The following is an 18,163-nucleotide window of genomic DNA, read 5'->3' as shown; positions in this document are numbered from 1 at the left end:
GGCGAGCAACCCGGTCCGCGAGAGCGGCGCCGGCTTAGGCGCAAAAAGGGGCCGAGCAACCCGGTCCGCGAGAGCGGCGCCGGTTCAGGCGCAAGAAGGGGCCTCAGCGCTTGGCGTGACGGCCGCGCTCCCGATCCCTGTTCGCCCACGCCGGTGTGGTCTCCGCCCCGGCCGCGGGGGCCTCGGCGGCGAGGCGCTTCTTCTTGGACCGTTCGCGCAGGTACTCGATGACGAGCGGCACCACGGAGAGCAGCACGATCAGGATGAGGATGGACTCGACGTTGTCCTTGATGAAGTCGATCTGGCCCAGCCAGTACCCGGCGACCGTGACGCCCGTGCCCCAGGCGACACCGCCGATGAGGTTGTACGTGATGAACGTGCGGTACTTCATACGGCCGGCGCCCGCAACGATCGGGGCGAACGTGCGCACGATGGGCACGAACCGGGCGAGCACGATGGCCTTGGGGCCGTACTTCTCGACGAACTCGTGGGCTTTCTCGAGGTTCTCCGGCTTGAAGACCTTCGAGTTGGGCCGGTTGAAGATCTTCGGTCCGAAGAACTTGCCGATGAGATAGCCGACCTGGTCACCGAGAACGGCCGCGAGCACGATCAGGAAGCAGACGAGCCAGAGCGGCTCGCTGATGTACTTCCCCTGGGCCACGAGGAGACCCGCCGTGAACAGGAGCGAGTCACCGGGCAGGAACGCGAAGAATCCGGATTCGGCGAAGACGATCAGGAGGATGCCCGGCAGGCTGAAAGTCTCGATCAGGTAGTCCGGGCTGAGCCACTCCGGGCCGAGGGCAAGCGTGTTCACGGGTTCCGGGCTCCTGGGGCGTCATGGGACAGTCGGGCGTCCTGGCGGGCGGTCTTGCCGCACAAAGCTACCAACGCGCGGTGACTCCGCCAGGTTCCACCGGCGGCCTCGGGGTGCACTGTGAGCGAACTGGGGCAATTCTGTGGGCGCCCCGGCGAGCTGCACAGTTGTCCGTGGCTCGGGCCGGTGGTGCGCCGGGCCGACGGCCTCCCGGCACCCCACGGCCCGGCCCGGGTCAGCCCTGGCGCCGTGTGGCGTTGGCCACGATCGCGTCCCGCAGATGGATGGCAAGCCCTGGCCGCATGGAGTCGTAGAACTCCTTGAACCGCTCGTCCGAGACGTACATCTCGCCCAGGCCCTGGTGGATCTCGAGGGTGCACTCGTAGAACCACTTGGTGATGTGCTGCCGGTGCTCCTCGGCCATGTCCATGGCCCGCTCGCCCGACGACGGCTCCCCGTCCGCCATCAGGGCGTCGTAGCGCGCACTCCAGTCAGCGACCTCGTCCTGCATCCGCTTCCAGTCCGCCTTCGTGTAGCGGGCGGCACGCCGCTGGGATTCGGCGTACGCCTCCGTGCCGCCCCAGCGTTCCTCGGCCTCTTCCGCGTACGCCTCTGGGTCCTTGTCCCCGAAGACCTCGAACTTCTCCTCGGGCGTGAGATTGATGCCCAACTTCCTCGCCTCCATGGCGTGCTCCACGGCCTCGGCCATCTTCTGCAGCTCGGCGATCCGGGCGGTCAGCAACTCGTGCTGGCGCCGCAGGTGCTCCCGCGGGTCCGCGCCCGGGTCGTCGAGAAGGGCCGCGACCTCCTCGAGCGGAAATCCGAGCTCCCGGTAGAAGAGGATCTGCTGCAGCCGGTCGAGGTCCGCGTCGCTGTACCGGCGGTGGCCGGCGTGACTTCGCTCACTCGGTACGAGCAGCCCGATCTCGTCGTAGTGGTGCAGAGTGCGCACGGTGATCTTTGCGAACCCGGCCACCTGTCCCACGGAGTAGCTCATCGTTCCCGCTCCCTTCTCGGTACTCCCCTCACGATGAGCCCTCACGCGACGTGAGGCGCAAGCCCCGTCTCTACGGCACGCTGCCACATGAGGTGCAGGTCCCATTTCGCCCCATGGACATCAGGAGCGGCCGAGGTGGAAGTCCGCCCAGTGAAGGCCGTCGGTGGATATGCGATGGCTCCCGCCACCGATGCTGTCGCTCCACAGATAGCCGAGTGGTGTCACGGCCACGGACCCCGAAATACCTCGCGTGCCGCCGACGTGCTGGAACGTGCGGCCACGGTCCGTACTGCGCCAGACTCCGTTCTCGCCATGGACGGTGAGGCTCGAGTCGTCGGCTACGACGAGGGCGCCGAGCAGCGAGCGCGGCTCGACGCCCTTGCGGTACTGCCAGATCCGTTCCCAGGTGCGGCCGCTGTCGACACTGCGGTGGATGGTGAGCAGCCCGTTCTTCACCGTCTCGTCCTCGGGCAGTTGGCCGGGCTGAGCCGCGAAGAGTCCGTCCCTTCCCGCGACGACCTGTAGGGACCAGCCTTGTTCGGCGACGCCGGGCATCTGGGCGATCCGCCAACTCCGACCACGGTCTTCGCTCACGGCGAGCGTGGGAAGGCCGGACTCCGGGTCGGTGCCGGAGGCGAAGAGAAGATCGCCGGTGGGCTCACTTGCCGGGCGCATCACGCCCTTCAGCGGTGGTTGCGTGGCGAGTACGCGGTACTTGCCCGTGTCGGGCATGACCACGGCCAGCCTGCTGCGCACACAGCCGTTGCCGTCGGCGTCCATCCGCAGGCAGTCGTCGACGAGGGCACCGCCCGGCGGCACCGACGGTGTGCTGCCCACGGCCTCCGTCGTGCCGCGCCGCCAGGTGCGGCCGCCGTCGCGCGTGAACCAGGTGCGCTCCCCCTCCGGCGTCCAGCCCTCGGTGATCAGCGCACGGCCGGGGCCCAGCGACATGAGCCCCGATCCGATACCGAGGTCGCCCGTCACGTCCGGCAGCGGGGATCGACCGAGCCGCCAGGCGCGAGCTCCCTTGTCGAGCACGGCCACCCGTTGCCGGCAGCGCGCCTCGCCCCCCGACGTGCAGTCAGCGAGCAGTACGAATCCGCTGCCGTCTGCGGCGAATCCGACGCTGTGCGACCAGCCGGGCAGGTGGGCCGCCGACGGGATGTGTGGGGGCGGCGCCGCGTACGGAAGGGCCGGGTACGACCGCAGCGGCTTCCCGCCGGGCAGGGTGACGGTCGTCGACCCGCCGGCCCCGGTCCCACCGGACCGCGCACCGGTGTCCGCACCCGCACAGCCCGCCAGCAGCACCAGGAGCGCCAGCACCGTCGCGGGTGCGAACCCGCCCACCGCCCCGAACGCCCGCCTTCTCGCCTGCGCCGGTGCCCCGGTCCTCGCCCGTGCCTTCCCCCATGCCATGGCAACCCCCGGTCTGCGACGAACGGCAACTGCCTCTGGTACACCGGGGACCGGCTCCGGGTTCCCCCTTGGCGCGAACTATTTGCTGAGCGCCCCGAACCTCCGTACCGCCAGCGGGAAGAACACCGCCACCAGTACCAGAGGCCAGGCCACGGCCAGCATTCCCGCGTGCTCGGCCGCCCATGACGCCCCCGAGGACCCCGCCGCGCCCGGGCTGCCGAACAGATCCCGTACCGCCGTCGCCGTCGCCGACATCGGGTTCCACTCGACCGCCGCGCCCAGCCAGCCGGGCATCGACTCAGGCGTCGCGAACGCGTTGGACAGGAAACCGACCGGCCAGACCAGGATCTGCACTGCCTGCACCATCTCCGGGCGGCCCGCCACCATCGCCAGGTGGATCCCGATCCAGAGCATCGCGAACCTGAGGAGCAGCAGAAGCCCCACGGCCGCCAGGAAAGCACCGAAGGAGGCGTGCGGCCGCCAGCCGATCGCGTAACCGACCCCGATCAGCAGGGCCAGACTCAGCGCCGACTGCAGCATGTCGGCGGCCGAACGGCCCACCAGGACCGCGCCGTTGGTCATCGGCATCGACCGGAACCGGTCGATCACCCCTTTGTTGAGGTCCTGGGTGACGGCCAGCATCGTCGACTCCAGGCCGAACGCCATGGTCAGCGCGAGCATGCCCGGCACCAGGAAGTCGACGTAGTCGCCCTCGACGCCCCGGCCGCCGCCGATCAGATAGCCGAACATCAGCAGCAGCATCACCGGGAAGACGAGCCCGACGACGACCTGCACGGGCTGTCGCCCCCAGTGGGCGAGTTCGCGGCGGGTCATGGTCCAGCAGTCGGCGAGCGCCCAGCCCAGCGGCGTGCCCCTCACGTTCGCGTCGACCGTTCCGCTCATGCCGCTCATGACGCTCATGCCGCGACTCCCTTCGTGAGGTGCAGGAAGACCTCGTCGAGCGTCGGCCTCCGCACCGCGATGTCCTCCGCTTCGATTCCGGCCTCTTCCAGGGCCCGTACGGTGCCGGTGAGTGCGGCCATGCGGTCGGCGACCGGGGCGCTGATCAGCCGGCGGTCCGTGTCGACCGAGACGTCGTCCGTCTCCTCCGGCAACAGAGCGACGGCCGCTCCCAGTTGGCCCGCGTCCCTCAGCACCACGTCGATCCGGTCGCCGCCCGTCTTCGACTTCAGCTCGTCCGCGGTGCCCTCCGCGATGACCCGGCCGTGGTCCACCACCGAGATACGGTCGGCGAGCTGGTCGGCCTCTTCGAGGTACTGGGTGGTGAGCAGCACCGTCGTACCGCCGTCGACCAGCGAGCGCACCGCACCCCACACCTCGGCGCGGCCGCGCGGGTCGAGCCCCGTCGTCGGCTCGTCCAGATACAGCACCTCCGGTTCGGTGATCAGCGACGCGGCGAGGTCCAGGCGGCGCCGCATGCCGCCGCTGTACTGCTTGACCGCCTTGCGTCCGGTGTCCGCGAGCCCGAACCGCTCCAGGAGCTCGCCGGCGCGCACGCGCGCGTGGCGCCTGCCCAGGTGGTACAGCCGTCCGAACATCTCGAGGTTCTGCCGGCCCCCGAGGTCCTCGTCCAGGGCGGCGTGCTGCCCCAGCAGTCCGATGCGGCGGCGCACCTCGTCGGCACGCGTGCGTACGTCCTGTCCCGCCACTTCGACGCGGCCCTCGTCGTGCCGCAGCAGCGTGGCCAGCACCCGCACCAGCGTCGTCTTGCCCGCGCCGTTCGGGCCGAGCACGCCGTGGACGGTGCCGCGTCCGACCGTCAGGTCGAGGCCGTCCAGTGCGCGCTTGCCTCCGTAGTTCTTCCGTACCCCTTCGACGAGGATCGCCGAGTCGGTCACAGACCTCTCCCTAGGTATTAGTCAAACTTGACTATCAGCAACAAGCTAGTACCCGAGCAGCGACTGGTCAAACTTGATTAATCGCGCGGATGAACTACCCGCGGCAGCGCACGCCTGAGCGCCGGGAACTACTGGCGGTCTCCCGGATGGGACTCACCCGTCGCATACGGGTTCTCTTCACCCTCCGCCAACACGCCCACAAACGGCTCGCCCTCGCCCGCGAACGTGTACGCCCCGCCCTTGATGCGCTCGATCAGACCCCGGGTCCACTCGGCCCCCCGGTCCGCCGAGTACACCCAGAAGTTCATGATCTCGCCGATGTGGCCGAGCTGTTCGGGGCCGTCCGCCGGGGTGTAGTACTCGGTGACGGACGCGCGCCACTCCTCTATGACGCGCACCCGCTCCTCGAGGAGTTCGAGCGCCTCCTCGCGCTCCAGATCCACCATGAACCCGATGGCGGCCGACAGGACGTCCGGCTTCTGGTCGTACGCCGTCAGGGCCTCGCGCAACAGCTTGAGGTATTCCTGGGTCCCGTTGTCGGTGATCTCGTACTCGGTGCGCGGCGGGCCGCCGGCCGTGGAGGGCGCGATCTCGTGGGCGAGCAGCAGGCCCTGCTTGGCCATCTGCTTGAGGGCGTGGTAGATCGACCCCGGCTTGGCGTTCGACCACTCGTGGGCGCCCCAGTACTCGAGGTCGTTGCGCACCTGGTACCCATGGGCCCGTCCGTGCTGGCGGACCGCACCGAGCACCAGCAACCGGATCGCCGACATCCCCACGCCCCTCGCTTCCACGCTGGTCAACTTTGACCAGCGTAGCCCTGCTCCACGGCCACCAGCTCGAAGGCCGTCCTGCCGTCGAGCGACTCGCGGATGATGTCGGCGTGTCCGGCGTGCCGGTCCATCTCGCTGATCAGCCGGAGCATCAGCCAGCGCATGGAGACGCGCTCCTTGGGGAACCAGGGCTGGTCCGGCAGCGCGAACGTGTCGTTCAGGCTGGGCACCGCGCGGATGAACTCCTCAATCTGACCGGCGATCTCCGCCCAGTGCGCGAGCTGCTGCTCGACGGTCTCCTCGCCGACGAGCTGGAAGCACTCGTGCCAGTTCTCCTCGGTGCGATGGACCGGCGGCTCCTCACCCTTGGCCCGGGCCAGCCAGCTCTGCTCGACCTCGGCCACGTGCTTGAGCAGTCCGGACAGCGACAGCTCGCTCGCGCTGGGCTTCTTCGCCGCCTGCTCCTCGGTCAGGCCGAGGAGTGCCCGCCGGATGCCACCCCGCGCCTCCTCCAGGAAGCCGAGCAGGGCTCCGCGCTCGTCGCCGTGTGCCTCTGCGGAAACGTGCATGACCATGAGGGGCCGCCTTTCGTCGTTGCGTCGCGCTTTGCGTACGTACGACGTTAGAAACCCTTGCGGTCAGGTTCGGTCCGCAACTTCGCGGCGGGGCGCAGGAACGTGGACTCCGCGAAAGTACGCGGGATCAGCGAACGGAACGCGGGCTCAGTGAAGGCAACGCGGGCTCAGAGCGGGAACTCGCTCCGCCCGTGCTGCACCGAGATCCACCTCTTCGTGGTGAACGCGTCCACCGTGGACTCGCCGTTCAGCCGCCCCAGCCCCGAGTCCTTCTCGCCGCCGAAGGCGACCAGCGGATCGTCGTGCACCGTACCGTCGTTGACGTGGATCATGCCGGTCTCGATGCGCCGTGCGAAGCCCACCGCACGCTCGATGTCGGCGGCGTGCACGGCGCCGCTGAGCCCGTACGGCGTGTCGTTGGCGATACGTATCGCCTCCTCCTCGCCGTCGAACGGGATGAGGAGGGCCACCGGGCCGAAGATCTCCTGGCGCAGCACGGGCGAGTCCTCCGGCAGGCCGGTGAGGACGGTCGGCTCGACCAGGTTGCCCATGGTCCGCCCGCGTACGAGCGCCGTGGCGCCGCCTTCGATCGCCTGGTCGACGAGGGCGGTGAGCGCGTCTGCCTGGAAGGCGTTGATGAGCGGGCCGATGTGGGTGTCCGGGTCACGCGGGTCGCCGGTCTTCAGCGCCTCGACCCGGGCGGTGAACTTCTCCGTGAACTCCTGTTCCACGGAGCGGTCGATCAGGATGCGGTTGGCGGCCATGCAGACCTGCCCCGAGTACACGTAGCGGCTGAAGACCGCGGCGTCCACGGCGTAGTCGATGTCCGCGTCGTCGAGGACGACCAGCGCGCTGTTCCCGCTCATCTGGAGGACGACGCGCTTGAGGTGACCGGCGGCCACGGAGGCGATGTGCCGACCCACCTTGTCCGACCCCGCGAACGAGATGACCTTCGCGAGCGGATGCTCGATGAGGGCGTCGCCGATCTCCGCTATGTCCGTGACGATGACGTTCAGCAGCCCGGCCGGCAGGCCCGCGTCCTCGAAGATACGGGCGATGAGTCCGCCGCCGACGACGGGCGTGTTCTGGTTGGGCTTGACGACGACGGCGTTGCCCAGGGCCAACGCCGGCGCTACCGACTTGAGCGTGATCAGGAAGGGGAAGTTGAAGGGGCTGATCACCGTCACGACACCGACCGGCTGCCGGAAGACGCGGCTCTCCTTGCCGGGGACGGGCGAGGGCACGATCTGCGCCTCAGGCCACATCGAGACCTGCACCGCCTCGCGGATGAACTCCTTGGCGAGATGCACCTCGTACCGCGCCTTGGACCAGGTCCCGCCGAGTTCGTCGACGATGGCCTCGACGATCTCTTCCTCGCGGGCCTCGGTGATCCGCAGCGCCTTCTCCAGCACCTGCCGTCTCGCGTAGGGGCCCGCCTCCGCCCAGGACTTCTGGGCCCGCTCGGCCGCACGGAAGGCGTCGTCGACCTCGGAGACGGTCGCCACCGTCAGCGCGGCGAGCTTCTCACCGTTGTACGGATTGAAGTCGATGATGTCCCACGAGCCGCTGCCGGTCCGCCACTCGCCGTCGATGTACTGCTGGGCCAGGTCGGTGAAGAAGGACATACGATCCCCAACTGCGAGAGGCAGACGCCTAATGAGACGTCATCGTACTTGTGTCTTATATGAGTTGGAGCAGTCCTCGGAGAACGTCCCGTGACCGGGCCGGATCCGGACTCTCGCTCTGCAGCCGATCCATGGCCTTTGCGTACTGTGTGACGTCTTCCCGCTTGTCCAGATACAGCGCACTGGTGAGCTGTTCGAGATAGACGACGTCGGAGAGATCGGACTCGGGGAAGCTGAGCACGGTGAAGGCACCGCTCTCCCCCGAGTGCCCGCCGAAACTGAAGGGCATCACCTGGAGCTTGACGTTCGCCCGCTCGGACACGTCGATCAGATGCTGGAGTTGTCCGCGCATGACGTCCCTGCTCCCATAGGGCCGTCGCAGCGCTGCCTCGTCCAGTACGACGTGGAAGTCCGGGGCGCGTTCGGACACGAGCAGTTTCTGGCGCTCCAGGCGCAGCGCGACGCGCCGATCGACATCGGCCGGATTCGCGCCCTCGCCCATGCCGCGCTCGACGACCGCGTGCGCATACGCCTCGGTCTGCAGCAGGCCGTGCACGAACTGGACCTCGTAGACACGGATGAGGGAGGCGGCACCCTCCAGACCCACATATGTCTGGAACCAGCCGGGCAGCACGTCCGAGTAACTGTGCCACCAGCCCGCGACGTTGGCCTCTTTCGCCAGGGCGAGGAGCGCGTTGCGCTCGGCCTCGTCCGTGACGCCGTACAGCGTCAGCAGATCCTCCACGTCCCTCGCCTTGAAGCTCACCCGTCCCAACTCCATGCGGCTGATCTTCGATTCGGACGCGCGGATCGAATAGCCGGCCTTCTCGCGCGTGACGCCGCGCGCCTCCCGCAGCCGCCGGAGCTGTGAGCCCAGCAGGATGCGCCGCACCACGGAGCCGCCCCCAGGACTCAACGCCTGGGGAGACCCCCATGACTCGCCTGCGGTCACTTCGTCACCCTTCCCAACGTTTCAGAGCCCGAAGTCTGCCACTAAAACGCTCCAGCCCGTACTCGTGCGGTTACAGAAATGGAAAGGCTTTCGAGGAGTGACAGAAGTAGAGAGAGGAAGAAATGCGCAAGAAGTGGTACTAGAGTGCTCAACTCCGGCGCGTGCACGTGCATCTGCCCTTGCATCTGCCGTACGCATTCGGAACCATGGTCTCGCACCACCGCAGTATCGCCGCGACCGCGAATCCCGGGAGTGCCTCGCATGGGGATGAATGGATCGACCATGCTCGAGCCGTTAAGGCAGGGGCTTCCCCCGATCGACCCCGCAGCCGTCTCCAGCGCGGCGTCCTGCGCACTGCCCGCCCGCTACGAAGCGGTGCGTGAGGCGCGGCAGTTCACCGGTCGAACCCTCAACCAGTGGAACCTGTCGGAAAGATTCGACGACGTCGCACTGGTGGTGTCCGAACTGGTCACCAACGCACTGCGGCACGCACTGCCGTCCGACACCCCGCGCGACGACGAGCCTCCCGTGCGGCTGCACCTCATGCACTGGACCTCGCGCCTGGTGTGCGCGGTGCGCGATCCCAGCCGCCAGAACCCCGTCGCCCGCGAGACGGAGGAGGACTGTGCGGCCGAGTCGGGCCGCGGCCTTCTTCTCGTGGACTCGTTCGCCGACAGCTGGGGCTGGCATCCCTCCCCAAGCTCTCAATTCGATTCGAGCAGGGGAGACTCCAACGCCGGCACGCTGGGCGGCAAGGTGGTCTGGGCGCTCTTCCGCCTGCAGACCGACTAGTCGCACCCGACAGATTTGCATGTCGGTTGTCTACGCGCGTTGTTACGACGAGTTGCTCCCTGATTGCGGTCAGTTGCCCGCAATCAGATGGTCGAACTCGCCGTCCTTGATCCCCAGCAGCATGGCCTCTATCTCTGCGCGTGTGTAGATGAGCGCGGGGCCGTCGGGGAACCGCGAGTTGCGTACGGCCACGTCGCCGCCCGGCAGTTTCGCAAACTCCACGCATGATCCCTGCGAGTTGCTGTGCCGGCTCTTCTGCCAGGCCACCCCGTGAAGCTCTGTGGCCGCCATGCCGTTGTACACGTCGTGCACAGATCGCTCCCCGGTGAGGCTGGGCTGATGACAGCGGTCAACGTTCCGGATCATAGCTGTGTTCACGTGCGGCTGCATGGGCAAATGCACGTGCACGGCGGGTGGTGCTCTGGTTACAGCTGGCGTTGCGTCTGCCCCCGTGGGCGCATTGCATGCGGGAAGGGACCCTTGGCCCCCGACCGTGCGTGGCCCGCCGTCGCATACGTTGCTGCACAAGGAAGAGACGTGTGCGGGGGCGTTCTTGTTCCAACGGGGCGGGCCGCTGCCGGCCGCGGGGCCAGACACGCTGCCGCTCCGCGGCGGGTTCTCCCCCACCCACCCGCCCGTATTTCCTTGACGGCGACCGCCGTTGGGGGCGCCCGCCAACCCACCGGCCGAAGGCCTGGGCCCCCCACCAACAGACGCCGCCGCAGCCCGCGGAAGGTGCGGGCTGCGGCGGCGGCATTCAGCGGCGTCGTCGCTGGGGCTACCGCCCCGAGGTCCCGTACGGCAGCAACGCCATCTCCCGCGCGCTCTTGATCGCGCGGGCCAGCTGCCGCTGCTGCTGCGCGGAAACCCGCGTCACCCGCCGACTGCGGATCTTGCCCCGGTCGGAGATGAACTTCCGCAGCAGGTCCGTGTCCTTGTAGTCGATGTACGTGACACCGGCCTGGTCCAGCGGATTGGGGCGGGACTTGGGGGACTTGGGCCCCCGGTCGCTCTTACGGGGCATGTCAGACCTCCAGGAGGGAGTCGAAGGCGGGCGGCAGCCGCTTCCAGGCGTCCCGCCCGGCCGCGTACTCCGCATCGGTCAGCAGGCAGGACTCGAGGAGCCGTTCGAGCCCGTCGCGGTCGAGCCCGGGCGAGGTGAAGACGAGGTGCTGGCAGCAGTCCCCGTGCTCCGGGTGCCAGTCGAGCGCGGCGGCGGCCCGGCGCATCGGCGGCACCATGTCCCACGCGGCGTCCGGTAGCGAAGCGAGCCAGGGGCCCGCGCTCTCGACGCACAGGGCGCCACCGGCCGCATCCCAGGCGAGCAGCGTGTCCGGCTTGTCGGCGAGCCAGAACCGTCCGCGGCTGCGTGCCGCCGCGCAGGTCAGGTCCTCCAGGGCCGCGTACAGCCGCTCCGGGTGGAAGGGCCGGTCGCGGTGCCATACGAGGGTGGAGACCCCGCTCTCGTCCGCCTCTGTGGGCAGCAGGGCGCATGACGGGTGCTGCGCGGCCGCGGCGGCCTCCACGTCGAAGCCCGCCAGCGCCACGCCCGCCAGGTTCCTGTGGTCTATGGAGACATGACGGGCCGTCGGGTGGAGCTGGGCGAGCAGCGCCCGGTCCTCGTCATCGGCCTCGTCGGAGTCGGCGACGGCGAGCACGGGGGCGTACTCGAGCTGGCGGGCCCAGGTGTCGGCGACGGTGCGCTGGTCGGTGGCGGCCGCGGCGAGCCCCGCCTCCATGAGGTCGTCGCCGTTGGTCAGGTAGGGCAGCAGCAGGGCCGGGTCGACCGCGGTGATCACCGCGGTCACGGTGAGGCCGCTCGCGACGACGACTTCGGCCATCGCCTTGGGCTCGACCGAGTCCCACAACTCGACGATCGCCAGCCGCCGGCGGCCACCGGCGGCACCAACCGCGAGCGGGGGTGTACCGCCGGCAGGCTCGTCCGTGAGCCGCTCCAGCTCCGGCACGAGGTCCTCGCGCAGCGCGCAGCACGCGCAGTCGTTGACCAGCGGCGCCTCGCCGGTGGAGAGCACACCGGTCGCGTCGCGGACGGTCCGGAGAACCGTTCCGCCCACGGCCGTCGAGAGGTCGTGATGGAGCGCGACGCTTCCCGGGACGGTGGCGAGCAGCCGCTCGACGGCCGCCTTCCGGGCGTCCGCGTGCAGCCCGCCGACGATCGCGACGGCCGGCGAGCTCCGCTGCGCCGACGACCCGGGCGTCGGGGGTGTCTCCATCAGCGGGCCTCGCGGCGGCCGTAGCGGCGCTCGAAGCGCTCCACGCGGCCCGCCGTGTCCAGGACGCGGGCCGTGCCCGTGTAGAAGGGGTGGCTGACGTTCGAGATCTCGACGTCGACGACGGGGTACGTGTTGCCGTCCTCCCATTCGATCGTCTTGTCGCTCGTCATGGTGGACCGCGTCAGGAAGGCGTGGTTCGCGGCGCGGTCGCGGAACACGACAGGGCCGTACGCGGGGTGGATACCGGGCTTCATCTCTCCAGGCCTCCCGTTCAGCGCTCTTCGCGGAAGTCGACGTGCCGGCCGACGACCGGGTCGTACTTGCGCAGGGTCATGCGGTCGGGGTCGTTACGGCGGTTCTTGCGGTGACGTAGGTGTAGCCGGTCCCCACCGTGGACCGGAGTTTGATGACGGGGCGGAGTTCGTTGCGGGCCATGCGGCTAGTATATGAAAACGAATCCCATTTCCAAATGAGGGGCTTCGGGGGCACGTGCCGCCCCTCGCCGACCAGACGACCAGACGACCAGAGAGGTGCATCACCCTTGTCCGCCCACTGCATGCTGACCGGCGCACAGCCCGGATTCGGCAACAACATCTCCCACTCGCACCGGCGCACGTCGCGCCGCTTCGACCCCAACGTCCAGCGCAAGCGCTACTGGCTGCCGAGCGAGGGCCGGTACGTCCGGCTGCGGCTCAGCGCGAAGGGCATCAAGACCGTCGACACGATCGGCATCGAGGCCGCCGTGGCCCGTATTCGCGCGCGCGGGGTGAACGTCTGATGGCGAAGAAGAGCAAGATCGCGAAGAACGCCAAGCGGCAGGAGATCGTCGCCCGGTACGCCGCGCGGCGCGCCGAGCTGAAGGAGATCATCCGGCGTCCGGCCGGCAGCGAAGCCGAACGCCTGGCCGCCCAGCGGGAACTGCGCAGGCAGCCGCGTGACGCCAGCGCGACGCGGGTGCGCAACCGCGACAGTGTGGACGGGCGGCCGCGCGGCTACTCGCGCACCTTCGGGCTGTCCCGTGTGAATCTGCGCGCGCAGGCGCACGCCGGATTCCTGCCGGGAGTACGGAAGTCGTCCTGGTAACGGCCGCAGGGGCTCCTGGTAGCTTGCTGCGGTCTACTGAGCAAACACCAGTGCCATAGGGGGACACCAGTGACCACCGCCGCTACCGCGTCTGCCGCGTCTGCCGCGCTTGGGCGGATGCGGATCGCCGCTGCCGCGGCAGGAGTCGCGGCAGCGCTCGTTCTGACCGGCTGCAGCAGCGACGGAGGTGACGGCGGCGGCGCGGACAAGAGCTCGGACACCAACTCCTCCGCGTCCGCGTCCGCGTCTCCGGACTCGGGCGACGGCAGCGGTGGCGGTGGCGGTTCGGGGTCGTCCGGTGGAGGCCTCGAGGGCAGTTGGCTCGCCACGACCGACGGCAAGGCCATCGCGCTGGTGATCAACGGCAAGCAGACCGGCCTCTTCACGAGCGGCGGGACGGTGTGCAGCGGGACGGCCGGTGAGCAGGCGGGCATGCAGACGATCGCGCTCACGTGCACGGACGGCAACGACGACCGCAGCGAGGGCACGGTCGATTCCGTCACGGACGCGACGCTGAAGGTCACGTGGGAGGGCGGCCTCGGAGAGGAGACCTACCGGAGGGCCGAGGGCGGGAAGTTGCCGGAGGGACTGCCGACGGCTTCGCTGCCGGCGCCCTGACGGCTGCGCCTGCGCTCTGACAACTGGGGCTGCCTCCTGTTGGCTGCGCTCCTGCGACCTGACGGCTTGGGTTGCGTCCTGACGGCTGCGCCTGCGGTCCTGCAGCCGCGCAGATGCCGCGCGCGTGCGGTGCCACGTGGCGCGCGTATCCGGGATGACACGCGCGCTTCCTCTGTACGGGGCGCGCGTGCCCGACATGACACGCGCTTCATCCGCCCGTACGGAGCGCACGTGCTCTTCCGTGCGACGGCTTCGCCTGTGTCCTGATGACGGCTTGGCCTGCATTGGCAGGCAGGCAGAAGGCCTCAGGCGGACCGGAAGCTCAGCGGGCCGCGGGATCCTCCGGGTTCCGCGGCCCCTCCGCGGTCCCGGACCCGCCGCCCACCCCCGTCCCGCTCTCCGCCCCCGTCCCGTCGAGTGACATCGGGGGCACGGCCGTGTCGAGGGCGTCGGAGAGCTCGTCGAGAGTCTCCAGGAGCAGGCCCGCTCCTCTGCGTACGACGCGGTCGGGGACGCCCTCCCCGTCCCACTCGTCGAGGGCGGCGCGGACGGAGTCCCACTTCGGGACGCGCCGTTCGCGTACCGCCTTGGCGCCCTGCTCCGTCGAGGTGCGCAGTGCCTCGGCGAGACGGCCCGCGGCGGGCACCGGCGTCGTACCGCGCTCGGGGAGGTGGGCCTCCATCAGCATCGCGACGCGCGCCATCTGCGCCAGGGCCTCCTCGGCGTCGTCGGCCGCCGCGCGGGACAGGCCGCGGTGGCGTACCGGCTCGGTCCTGGCCCGGGCCGAGGCCTGCTGCCAGGCGATACGGGCGTCGCGGGCAGCCAGCAGCGTCTCGCGCACATCCGGGGACGTGCGGCCCGCGGGGGCGGCGTAGCGGCCGACGACGGCGGCGGCGTAGCGGCCGTTCTCGAGTAGCCAGTCCGCGAGGCGCGTCCGCAGCCGCGGGGTCTCCCAGGCCGGGTAGACCGCGTACGCGAGCATCGCCAGGACTCCACCGAGGAGAGTGAGCAGTACACGCTCGGGGACCGTCTGGGTCCATTCCTCGCCGCCCATGCCGAGCAGGAAGACGACGTACGCGGCCACGCACGCCTGCGCGGCGAACTGGCCGCTGCGCATCAGCAGGTACATCAGGCCGGCGCAGACGACGGCGAGTGCGCCCGAGACGTACGGCCCCAGGTCCGCGATCTGCCCGATCCCCGTGGCCACGGCGACGCCGACGAGCGTGCCGGCGAGACGGCCCACCGCGCGGGAGTACGTCTGTGAGAAGTCCGGGCGCATGATCATGACAGAGGTCAGAGGGGCCCAGTAGCCGTGGCCGAGGGGCAGTGCGTCGCCGATCAGATAGCCGGCGCCTGCGACCGCGGTCACGCGGAGCGCATGGCGCAGTACTGGAGAGCCGCGGCGGAACTCCTTGCGCACGGACTCAAGGGCCTCTGGAATCAGGCCGATGAGGGTGGGCCGGACGAGGACGATCGGGCGGGTGTCGGACTGGCTGCCGTCGGGGTGGGCGCGCTCGGTACTGACGCCCTGGGGGTGGGCGCGCTCGGTACCGATCCCTTTTGCCGGTCGCGGAGGTTCCGTATGCGCGTCCGGACCCGCCGCCTCTGGCGTCGCGGAGGCCGCCGAGGCCGTGGGCGCCGTAAGGGCAACGGGTGTGCGGGACGCGCCTGCCGTTTCGACCACGTCCTCCAGGAGCGCCGCCAGCCGGGTGGCCGCGCGCTTGGCCGGCCCGGACAGGACTGCGGCCGTGTCCGGGGTCCTGAAGGCGTCGGCCGCGGTCGGCGGGAGGTCGACGGGTGCGCCGTGCCGGATGGCATGGGCGGCGGCGTCCAGGATCGCGCCCGAGGCGGCCAGCAGGTCGCGCACCCGGGCCCGTTCGGGGCCCTCCTCCGGGACGCCCACCGCCGGATCGGCGAGGGACGCGAGCACCGGACGGATACGTTCCGCGAGGCCGCGGGTGCCGTGCAGCTCGGCGGGGCGGGTGCGGGCCTGGCGGCGGGTGACGGCGGCCGCGTTTCTGGCCTCCATCAGGGGGCCGGGGTCGAACGGCGCGACCGGGTCGTGGCGGAGCCGCCGGGCGTAGTCGGCCTCGCCGGCCAGTGCGTCGGCGAGGGCGTCGCGGTGGGCGCCCCATCTCCGGACCGGAAAGAGGACGATCAGAGCCGCCTGCACCATGCCTCCGAAGACCATGATCAGGGCGTGGCCCGCGGCCTGGGCGACCGACGTCGGGAGCGTGACGGTGATCACCATCATCGCGACGTTCGACGAGGCGATGAGGCCGATGGTCGGGCCCGCGGCCCAGGCCAGTCCGGCGAGGAAGGACCACAGGACGAGCAGGGCCAGGAACAGGCCCTTGTGGGAGATCGTGAGGTAGCCCAGGAAGGTGGAGACGGCGAGGCTCGTGCCGGAGGCGAGGGCCAGTTCGGGACGGGGGCGCCAGCTGCGCTGGAACGTGGCGATGGCCGCCTGGAACGCGCCGAACGCGGAGCTCACAGCGGCCACGGGGCCGACGGCCCACACGCTCACCGCGATCACGATCGCGAGCCCGGCGGCGCCGCGGAGCGCGACGAGGGGTTCGAGGCGGGTCCGCTCGATCTTCAGCCCTGCACGGGCGGTCTCCGTCAGCGCCCGGAGCCAACTCACTCCGCCAGCGTACGGGAGGGTTCGGAGCAGGTCGGGTAAGCCGCGCACCATGAACCATGGCGTCGACCGGCGCCTGACGATTCGGTGAGCCCTGTCCGGCCTCCGGCCCTCCCGATCCCGGAAGTCACCTGATCCCGGAAGTCACCGCAGACGCGGCCGCGCCTCCACCTGTGCCCGATCGGCCGCCCCGGCCCCCTCTGCCCACCCGGCCGCGTCTCTGACGCCGCGCAGCCGGGTGGTGACCGTCCTCGGGAACATCTGCTCAAGACGGTCCGCGACTGCCACGTCCCTGGCGGCGAGTACGGGCAGCAGGTCCCCTTCGGACGAGGCCACCTGACTGTCCGCGGCCGCCGACAGCCGGTCGCCGATCCGATGCGCGTATGCGGCTAGGAAGGACTGCCGAAACGTCTTCGTACGCTTGCGGCCGCCCGCCCGCTGGGCCGCTTCCGCCCTGGCCATGGCGGACGTGCCCTGGACGAGAAGTGAGGTGTAGAGGAGTTCCACGGACTCCAGGTCGGGCGCGAAGCCGACGACCGTCGAGAAGCCGAGCGGCTCGTTCCACACCGCGCGGCAGCGGTTCGCGGTGGCCACCGCGTCGAGCAGGACCGCCTTGGCCGTCTCGTACGGCGGGTCGACACCGATACGGCAGGCGCCGGGCGCGTCCTTGTCCTCCGCGCGGGCGGCGAGCAGCGCCTCGTCGATGCTGTGCCGCGCCATGAGTTCCTGCGCCTTGGCGGTGAGCGCCTCCGCCTCCTCCGGGTAGCCGGTCGCCTCGGCCTTGGCGAGGAGAGCGCGGATGCGGGTGAGCATGCGGGACGCCGCCGACTGGGACCGGTGAGCCCTCCCCCGGGGGTCCGGGGCGGCGTCGAGCGGCTCGATCCCCGGCAGCCGCAGCAGCAGCCGGTAGAGCTCCAGGACAGCGGTCGCGTACGAGAAGCGGTCGGTGCGCGCGGCTTCGGCCCCAGGCTCCTCCAGCTGGGCGAGCTGTGCCTCCCAGCGTCCGTCCCGGTTCTGCCCCTTCGGCTGACGCCGGGCTTCGGCGAGGATCAGCGCCGATACGAGGCGTACGTGCGTCTCGTCGAGTTCGCGCCGGACGATGCGTACGACATCCGCGGGCTGCCAGCCGCGCCGCCACGCCCCCGCGACGAGCTCCTCTCCGCGCAGAGCGAGTTCGGCGTCCGTCGTCGGTGACGGATCGGCGGCGAGCAGCGATGCGCCGGTGTCCAGGGCGTCGTCGGTGTCGGCATGGAGCGCGGCCGTGAGTGCCCGCTCGACCGTCGTGGGGTTGCTCATGTGGCGTTCGCCTCGTCCCAGGTGCGGCGGGCCTCGGCGATGGCCTCGCGGTGGTCGAGCGACCAGTCGGCGAGCGCCCTGATGAGGTGCGTGAGGCTGTGGCCCATCTCCGTCAGCTCGTACTCGACCTGCGGCGGGATGGTGGGGTGCACGGTGCGGCTGATCAGCCCGTCGCGCTCCAGGCGGCGCACCGTGACGGTGAGCATGCGCTGCGAGATGCCCGGCACAGCGCGCTGGAGCTGCCTGAACCGGCGTATCCCGGCGGCGAGTTCGGACAGCACCATGACGGACCATTTGTCGCCGAGCCGGTCTTGGACGTCGCGGATGCCGCAGTCCTCCGGTGGGCTTCCACAGCTGACGACGGGGTCGGGGATGTCCCGGCGCGCCGCGTCCGCCGCGACAGGGGCGGTTACCCCGGTGTGCCCCAGTGACATGAAAGTGCCTCCTTACGCGATGGCTCGCGCTTCCACAGGATGGTCGCAGCCGTCGCG

At 70.2% G+C, this 18,163-nt stretch carries 20 protein-coding genes and 1 pseudogene; 4 read left to right on the top strand and 17 right to left on the bottom strand.

The features are described from left to right. Window positions 1–103: 103 nt before the first annotated feature. From ACSMXV_RS23560 to ACSMXV_RS23520, 9 genes are all read right to left on the bottom strand, one after another. Window positions 104–814 carry a DedA family protein gene (locus tag ACSMXV_RS23560; RefSeq protein WP_473173289.1) on the bottom strand — a complete coding sequence of 237 codons (711 nt, stop codon included), beginning with the start codon at window positions 812–814 and terminating at the stop codon, window positions 104–106. A 235-nt stretch (window positions 815–1,049) separates the two neighbouring features. Then, window positions 1,050–1,811, bottom strand: a complete 762-nt coding sequence (locus ACSMXV_RS23555; protein WP_473173288.1) for a MerR family transcriptional regulator — start codon at window positions 1,809–1,811, stop codon at window positions 1,050–1,052. Between the two features lie 120 nt (window positions 1,812–1,931). Beyond that, window positions 1,932–3,158: a WD40/YVTN/BNR-like repeat-containing protein gene (locus tag ACSMXV_RS23550; protein WP_473173287.1), complete on the bottom strand. Its 1,227-nt coding sequence runs from the start codon at window positions 3,156–3,158 to the stop codon at window positions 1,932–1,934. 147 nt (window positions 3,159–3,305) lie between these two features. Then, window positions 3,306–4,139: an ABC transporter permease gene (locus ACSMXV_RS23545; protein WP_473179043.1), complete on the bottom strand. Its 834-nt coding sequence runs from the start codon at window positions 4,137–4,139 to the stop codon at window positions 3,306–3,308. A gap of 5 nt (window positions 4,140–4,144) precedes the next feature. Beyond that, on the bottom strand, window positions 4,145–5,086 hold the full coding sequence (locus ACSMXV_RS23540; RefSeq protein ID WP_473173286.1) for an ATP-binding cassette domain-containing protein: 942 nt from the start codon (window positions 5,084–5,086) through the stop codon (window positions 4,145–4,147). A gap of 128 nt (window positions 5,087–5,214) precedes the next feature. Beyond that, window positions 5,215–5,856 (bottom strand): PadR family transcriptional regulator, encoded by a 642-nt coding sequence (locus ACSMXV_RS23535; protein ID WP_473179042.1) that lies wholly within the window; start codon window positions 5,854–5,856, stop codon window positions 5,215–5,217. A gap of 26 nt (window positions 5,857–5,882) precedes the next feature. After that, window positions 5,883–6,431, bottom strand: coding sequence for a DinB family protein (locus tag ACSMXV_RS23530; protein WP_473173285.1), 549 nt, complete (start codon window positions 6,429–6,431; stop codon window positions 5,883–5,885). 167 nt (window positions 6,432–6,598) lie between these two features. Then, complete coding sequence (locus tag ACSMXV_RS23525; RefSeq protein WP_473173284.1) at window positions 6,599–8,056, bottom strand: aldehyde dehydrogenase family protein; 1,458 nt, start codon at window positions 8,054–8,056, stop codon at window positions 6,599–6,601. A gap of 55 nt (window positions 8,057–8,111) precedes the next feature. Continuing rightward, window positions 8,112–9,008 carry a helix-turn-helix domain-containing protein gene (locus tag ACSMXV_RS23520; RefSeq protein ID WP_473173283.1) on the bottom strand — a complete coding sequence of 299 codons (897 nt, stop codon included), beginning with the start codon at window positions 9,006–9,008 and terminating at the stop codon, window positions 8,112–8,114. A gap of 261 nt (window positions 9,009–9,269) precedes the next feature. On the opposite strand from ACSMXV_RS23520, the gene ACSMXV_RS23515 reads away from it, so the two are divergent. Next, the gene (locus tag ACSMXV_RS23515; protein ID WP_473173282.1) at window positions 9,270–9,800 is read left to right on the top strand and encodes an ATP-binding protein; all 531 of its coding nucleotides are present in this window, start codon (window positions 9,270–9,272) and stop codon (window positions 9,798–9,800) included. A 69-nt stretch (window positions 9,801–9,869) separates the two neighbouring features. Here the strand turns inward: ACSMXV_RS23515 and ACSMXV_RS23510 are convergent, their stop codons facing one another. The 5 genes and pseudogenes from ACSMXV_RS23510 to rpmG form a co-directional block, all read right to left on the bottom strand. Next, complete coding sequence (locus ACSMXV_RS23510) at window positions 9,870–10,091, bottom strand: DUF397 domain-containing protein (RefSeq protein ID WP_181656387.1); 222 nt, start codon at window positions 10,089–10,091, stop codon at window positions 9,870–9,872. A 487-nt stretch (window positions 10,092–10,578) separates the two neighbouring features. After that, complete coding sequence (gene rpsR, locus ACSMXV_RS23505; RefSeq protein ID WP_473173281.1) at window positions 10,579–10,824, bottom strand: 30S ribosomal protein S18; 246 nt, start codon at window positions 10,822–10,824, stop codon at window positions 10,579–10,581. A 1-nt stretch (window position 10,825) separates the two neighbouring features. Next, window positions 10,826–12,034: a CobW family GTP-binding protein gene (locus ACSMXV_RS23500; protein ID WP_473173280.1), complete on the bottom strand. Its 1,209-nt coding sequence runs from the start codon at window positions 12,032–12,034 to the stop codon at window positions 10,826–10,828. Beyond that, window positions 12,034–12,288, bottom strand: coding sequence for a type B 50S ribosomal protein L31 (locus ACSMXV_RS23495; RefSeq protein ID WP_181655982.1), 255 nt, complete (start codon window positions 12,286–12,288; stop codon window positions 12,034–12,036). The genes ACSMXV_RS23500 and ACSMXV_RS23495 overlap by 1 nt, the downstream gene beginning before the upstream one ends. A gap of 17 nt (window positions 12,289–12,305) precedes the next feature. Further along, window positions 12,306–12,469: pseudogene (gene rpmG / locus ACSMXV_RS23490) on the bottom strand (50S ribosomal protein L33). 106 nt (window positions 12,470–12,575) lie between these two features. Between rpmG and rpmB the strand changes: the two are divergent. The 3 genes from rpmB to ACSMXV_RS23475 all read left to right on the top strand — a co-directional run bounded on the left by rpmB (window position 12,576) and on the right by ACSMXV_RS23475 (window position 13,735). Next, entirely contained in the window at window positions 12,576–12,812 is a 237-nt protein-coding gene (gene rpmB, locus ACSMXV_RS23485; protein WP_473173279.1) for a 50S ribosomal protein L28, read from the top strand. After that, entirely contained in the window at window positions 12,812–13,117 is a 306-nt protein-coding gene (gene rpsN / locus ACSMXV_RS23480) for a 30S ribosomal protein S14 (RefSeq protein WP_181655983.1), read from the top strand. The genes rpmB and rpsN overlap by 1 nt, the downstream gene beginning before the upstream one ends. Window positions 13,118–13,234: 117 nt before the next feature. Further along, entirely contained in the window at window positions 13,235–13,735 is a 501-nt protein-coding gene (locus tag ACSMXV_RS23475; RefSeq protein ID WP_473179041.1) for a hypothetical protein, read from the top strand. 322 nt (window positions 13,736–14,057) lie between these two features. On the opposite strand, the gene ACSMXV_RS23470 is transcribed toward ACSMXV_RS23475, so the two are convergent. From ACSMXV_RS23470 to ACSMXV_RS23460, 3 genes are all read right to left on the bottom strand, one after another. Then, window positions 14,058–16,379 (bottom strand): FUSC family protein, encoded by a 2,322-nt coding sequence (locus ACSMXV_RS23470; protein ID WP_473173278.1) that lies wholly within the window; start codon window positions 16,377–16,379, stop codon window positions 14,058–14,060. Window positions 16,380–16,520: 141 nt separating this feature from the next. After that, window positions 16,521–17,672, bottom strand: a complete 1,152-nt coding sequence (locus ACSMXV_RS23465) for a DUF2786 domain-containing protein (protein ID WP_473173277.1) — start codon at window positions 17,670–17,672, stop codon at window positions 16,521–16,523. Next, complete coding sequence (locus ACSMXV_RS23460; RefSeq protein WP_181655985.1) at window positions 17,669–18,106, bottom strand: winged helix-turn-helix transcriptional regulator; 438 nt, start codon at window positions 18,104–18,106, stop codon at window positions 17,669–17,671. Before ACSMXV_RS23460 ends, ACSMXV_RS23465 begins: the two co-directional genes overlap by 4 nt. Window positions 18,107–18,163 lie beyond the last annotated feature (57 nt).

The sequence above is a fragment of the Streptomyces sp. DSM 42067 genome, from assembly GCF_055792885.1.
Note: the sequence above shows the minus strand (reverse complement) of the source record. Positions and strands in the feature narration are given on the sequence as shown.

Coding starts and splice junctions, on each gene's coding strand:
- ACSMXV_RS23555 (WP_473173288.1), bottom strand. CDS start 1,811: ATGAGCTACTCCGTGGGACAGGTGGCCGGGTTCGCAAAGATCACCGTG.
- ACSMXV_RS23545 (WP_473179043.1), bottom strand. CDS start 4,139: ATGAGCGGCATGAGCGGAACGGTCGACGCGAACGTGAGGGGCACGCCG.
- ACSMXV_RS23535 (WP_473179042.1), bottom strand. CDS start 5,856: ATGTCGGCGATCCGGTTGCTGGTGCTCGGTGCGGTCCGCCAGCACGGA.
- ACSMXV_RS23530 (WP_473173285.1), bottom strand. CDS start 6,431: ATGGTCATGCACGTTTCCGCAGAGGCACACGGCGACGAGCGCGGAGCC.
- ACSMXV_RS23525 (WP_473173284.1), bottom strand. CDS start 8,056: ATGTCCTTCTTCACCGACCTGGCCCAGCAGTACATCGACGGCGAGTGG.
- ACSMXV_RS23515 (WP_473173282.1), top strand. CDS start 9,270: ATGGGGATGAATGGATCGACCATGCTCGAGCCGTTAAGGCAGGGGCTT.
- ACSMXV_RS23510 (WP_181656387.1), bottom strand. CDS start 10,091: ATGGCGGCCACAGAGCTTCACGGGGTGGCCTGGCAGAAGAGCCGGCAC.
- rpsR (WP_473173281.1), bottom strand. CDS start 10,824: ATGCCCCGTAAGAGCGACCGGGGGCCCAAGTCCCCCAAGTCCCGCCCC.
- ACSMXV_RS23500 (WP_473173280.1), bottom strand. CDS start 12,034: ATGGAGACACCCCCGACGCCCGGGTCGTCGGCGCAGCGGAGCTCGCCG.
- ACSMXV_RS23495 (WP_181655982.1), bottom strand. CDS start 12,288: ATGAAGCCCGGTATCCACCCCGCGTACGGCCCTGTCGTGTTCCGCGAC.
- rpsN (WP_181655983.1), top strand. CDS start 12,812: ATGGCGAAGAAGAGCAAGATCGCGAAGAACGCCAAGCGGCAGGAGATC.
- ACSMXV_RS23475 (WP_473179041.1), top strand. CDS start 13,235: ATGCGGATCGCCGCTGCCGCGGCAGGAGTCGCGGCAGCGCTCGTTCTG.
- ACSMXV_RS23465 (WP_473173277.1), bottom strand. CDS start 17,672: ATGAGCAACCCCACGACGGTCGAGCGGGCACTCACGGCCGCGCTCCAT.
- ACSMXV_RS23460 (WP_181655985.1), bottom strand. CDS start 18,106: ATGTCACTGGGGCACACCGGGGTAACCGCCCCTGTCGCGGCGGACGCG.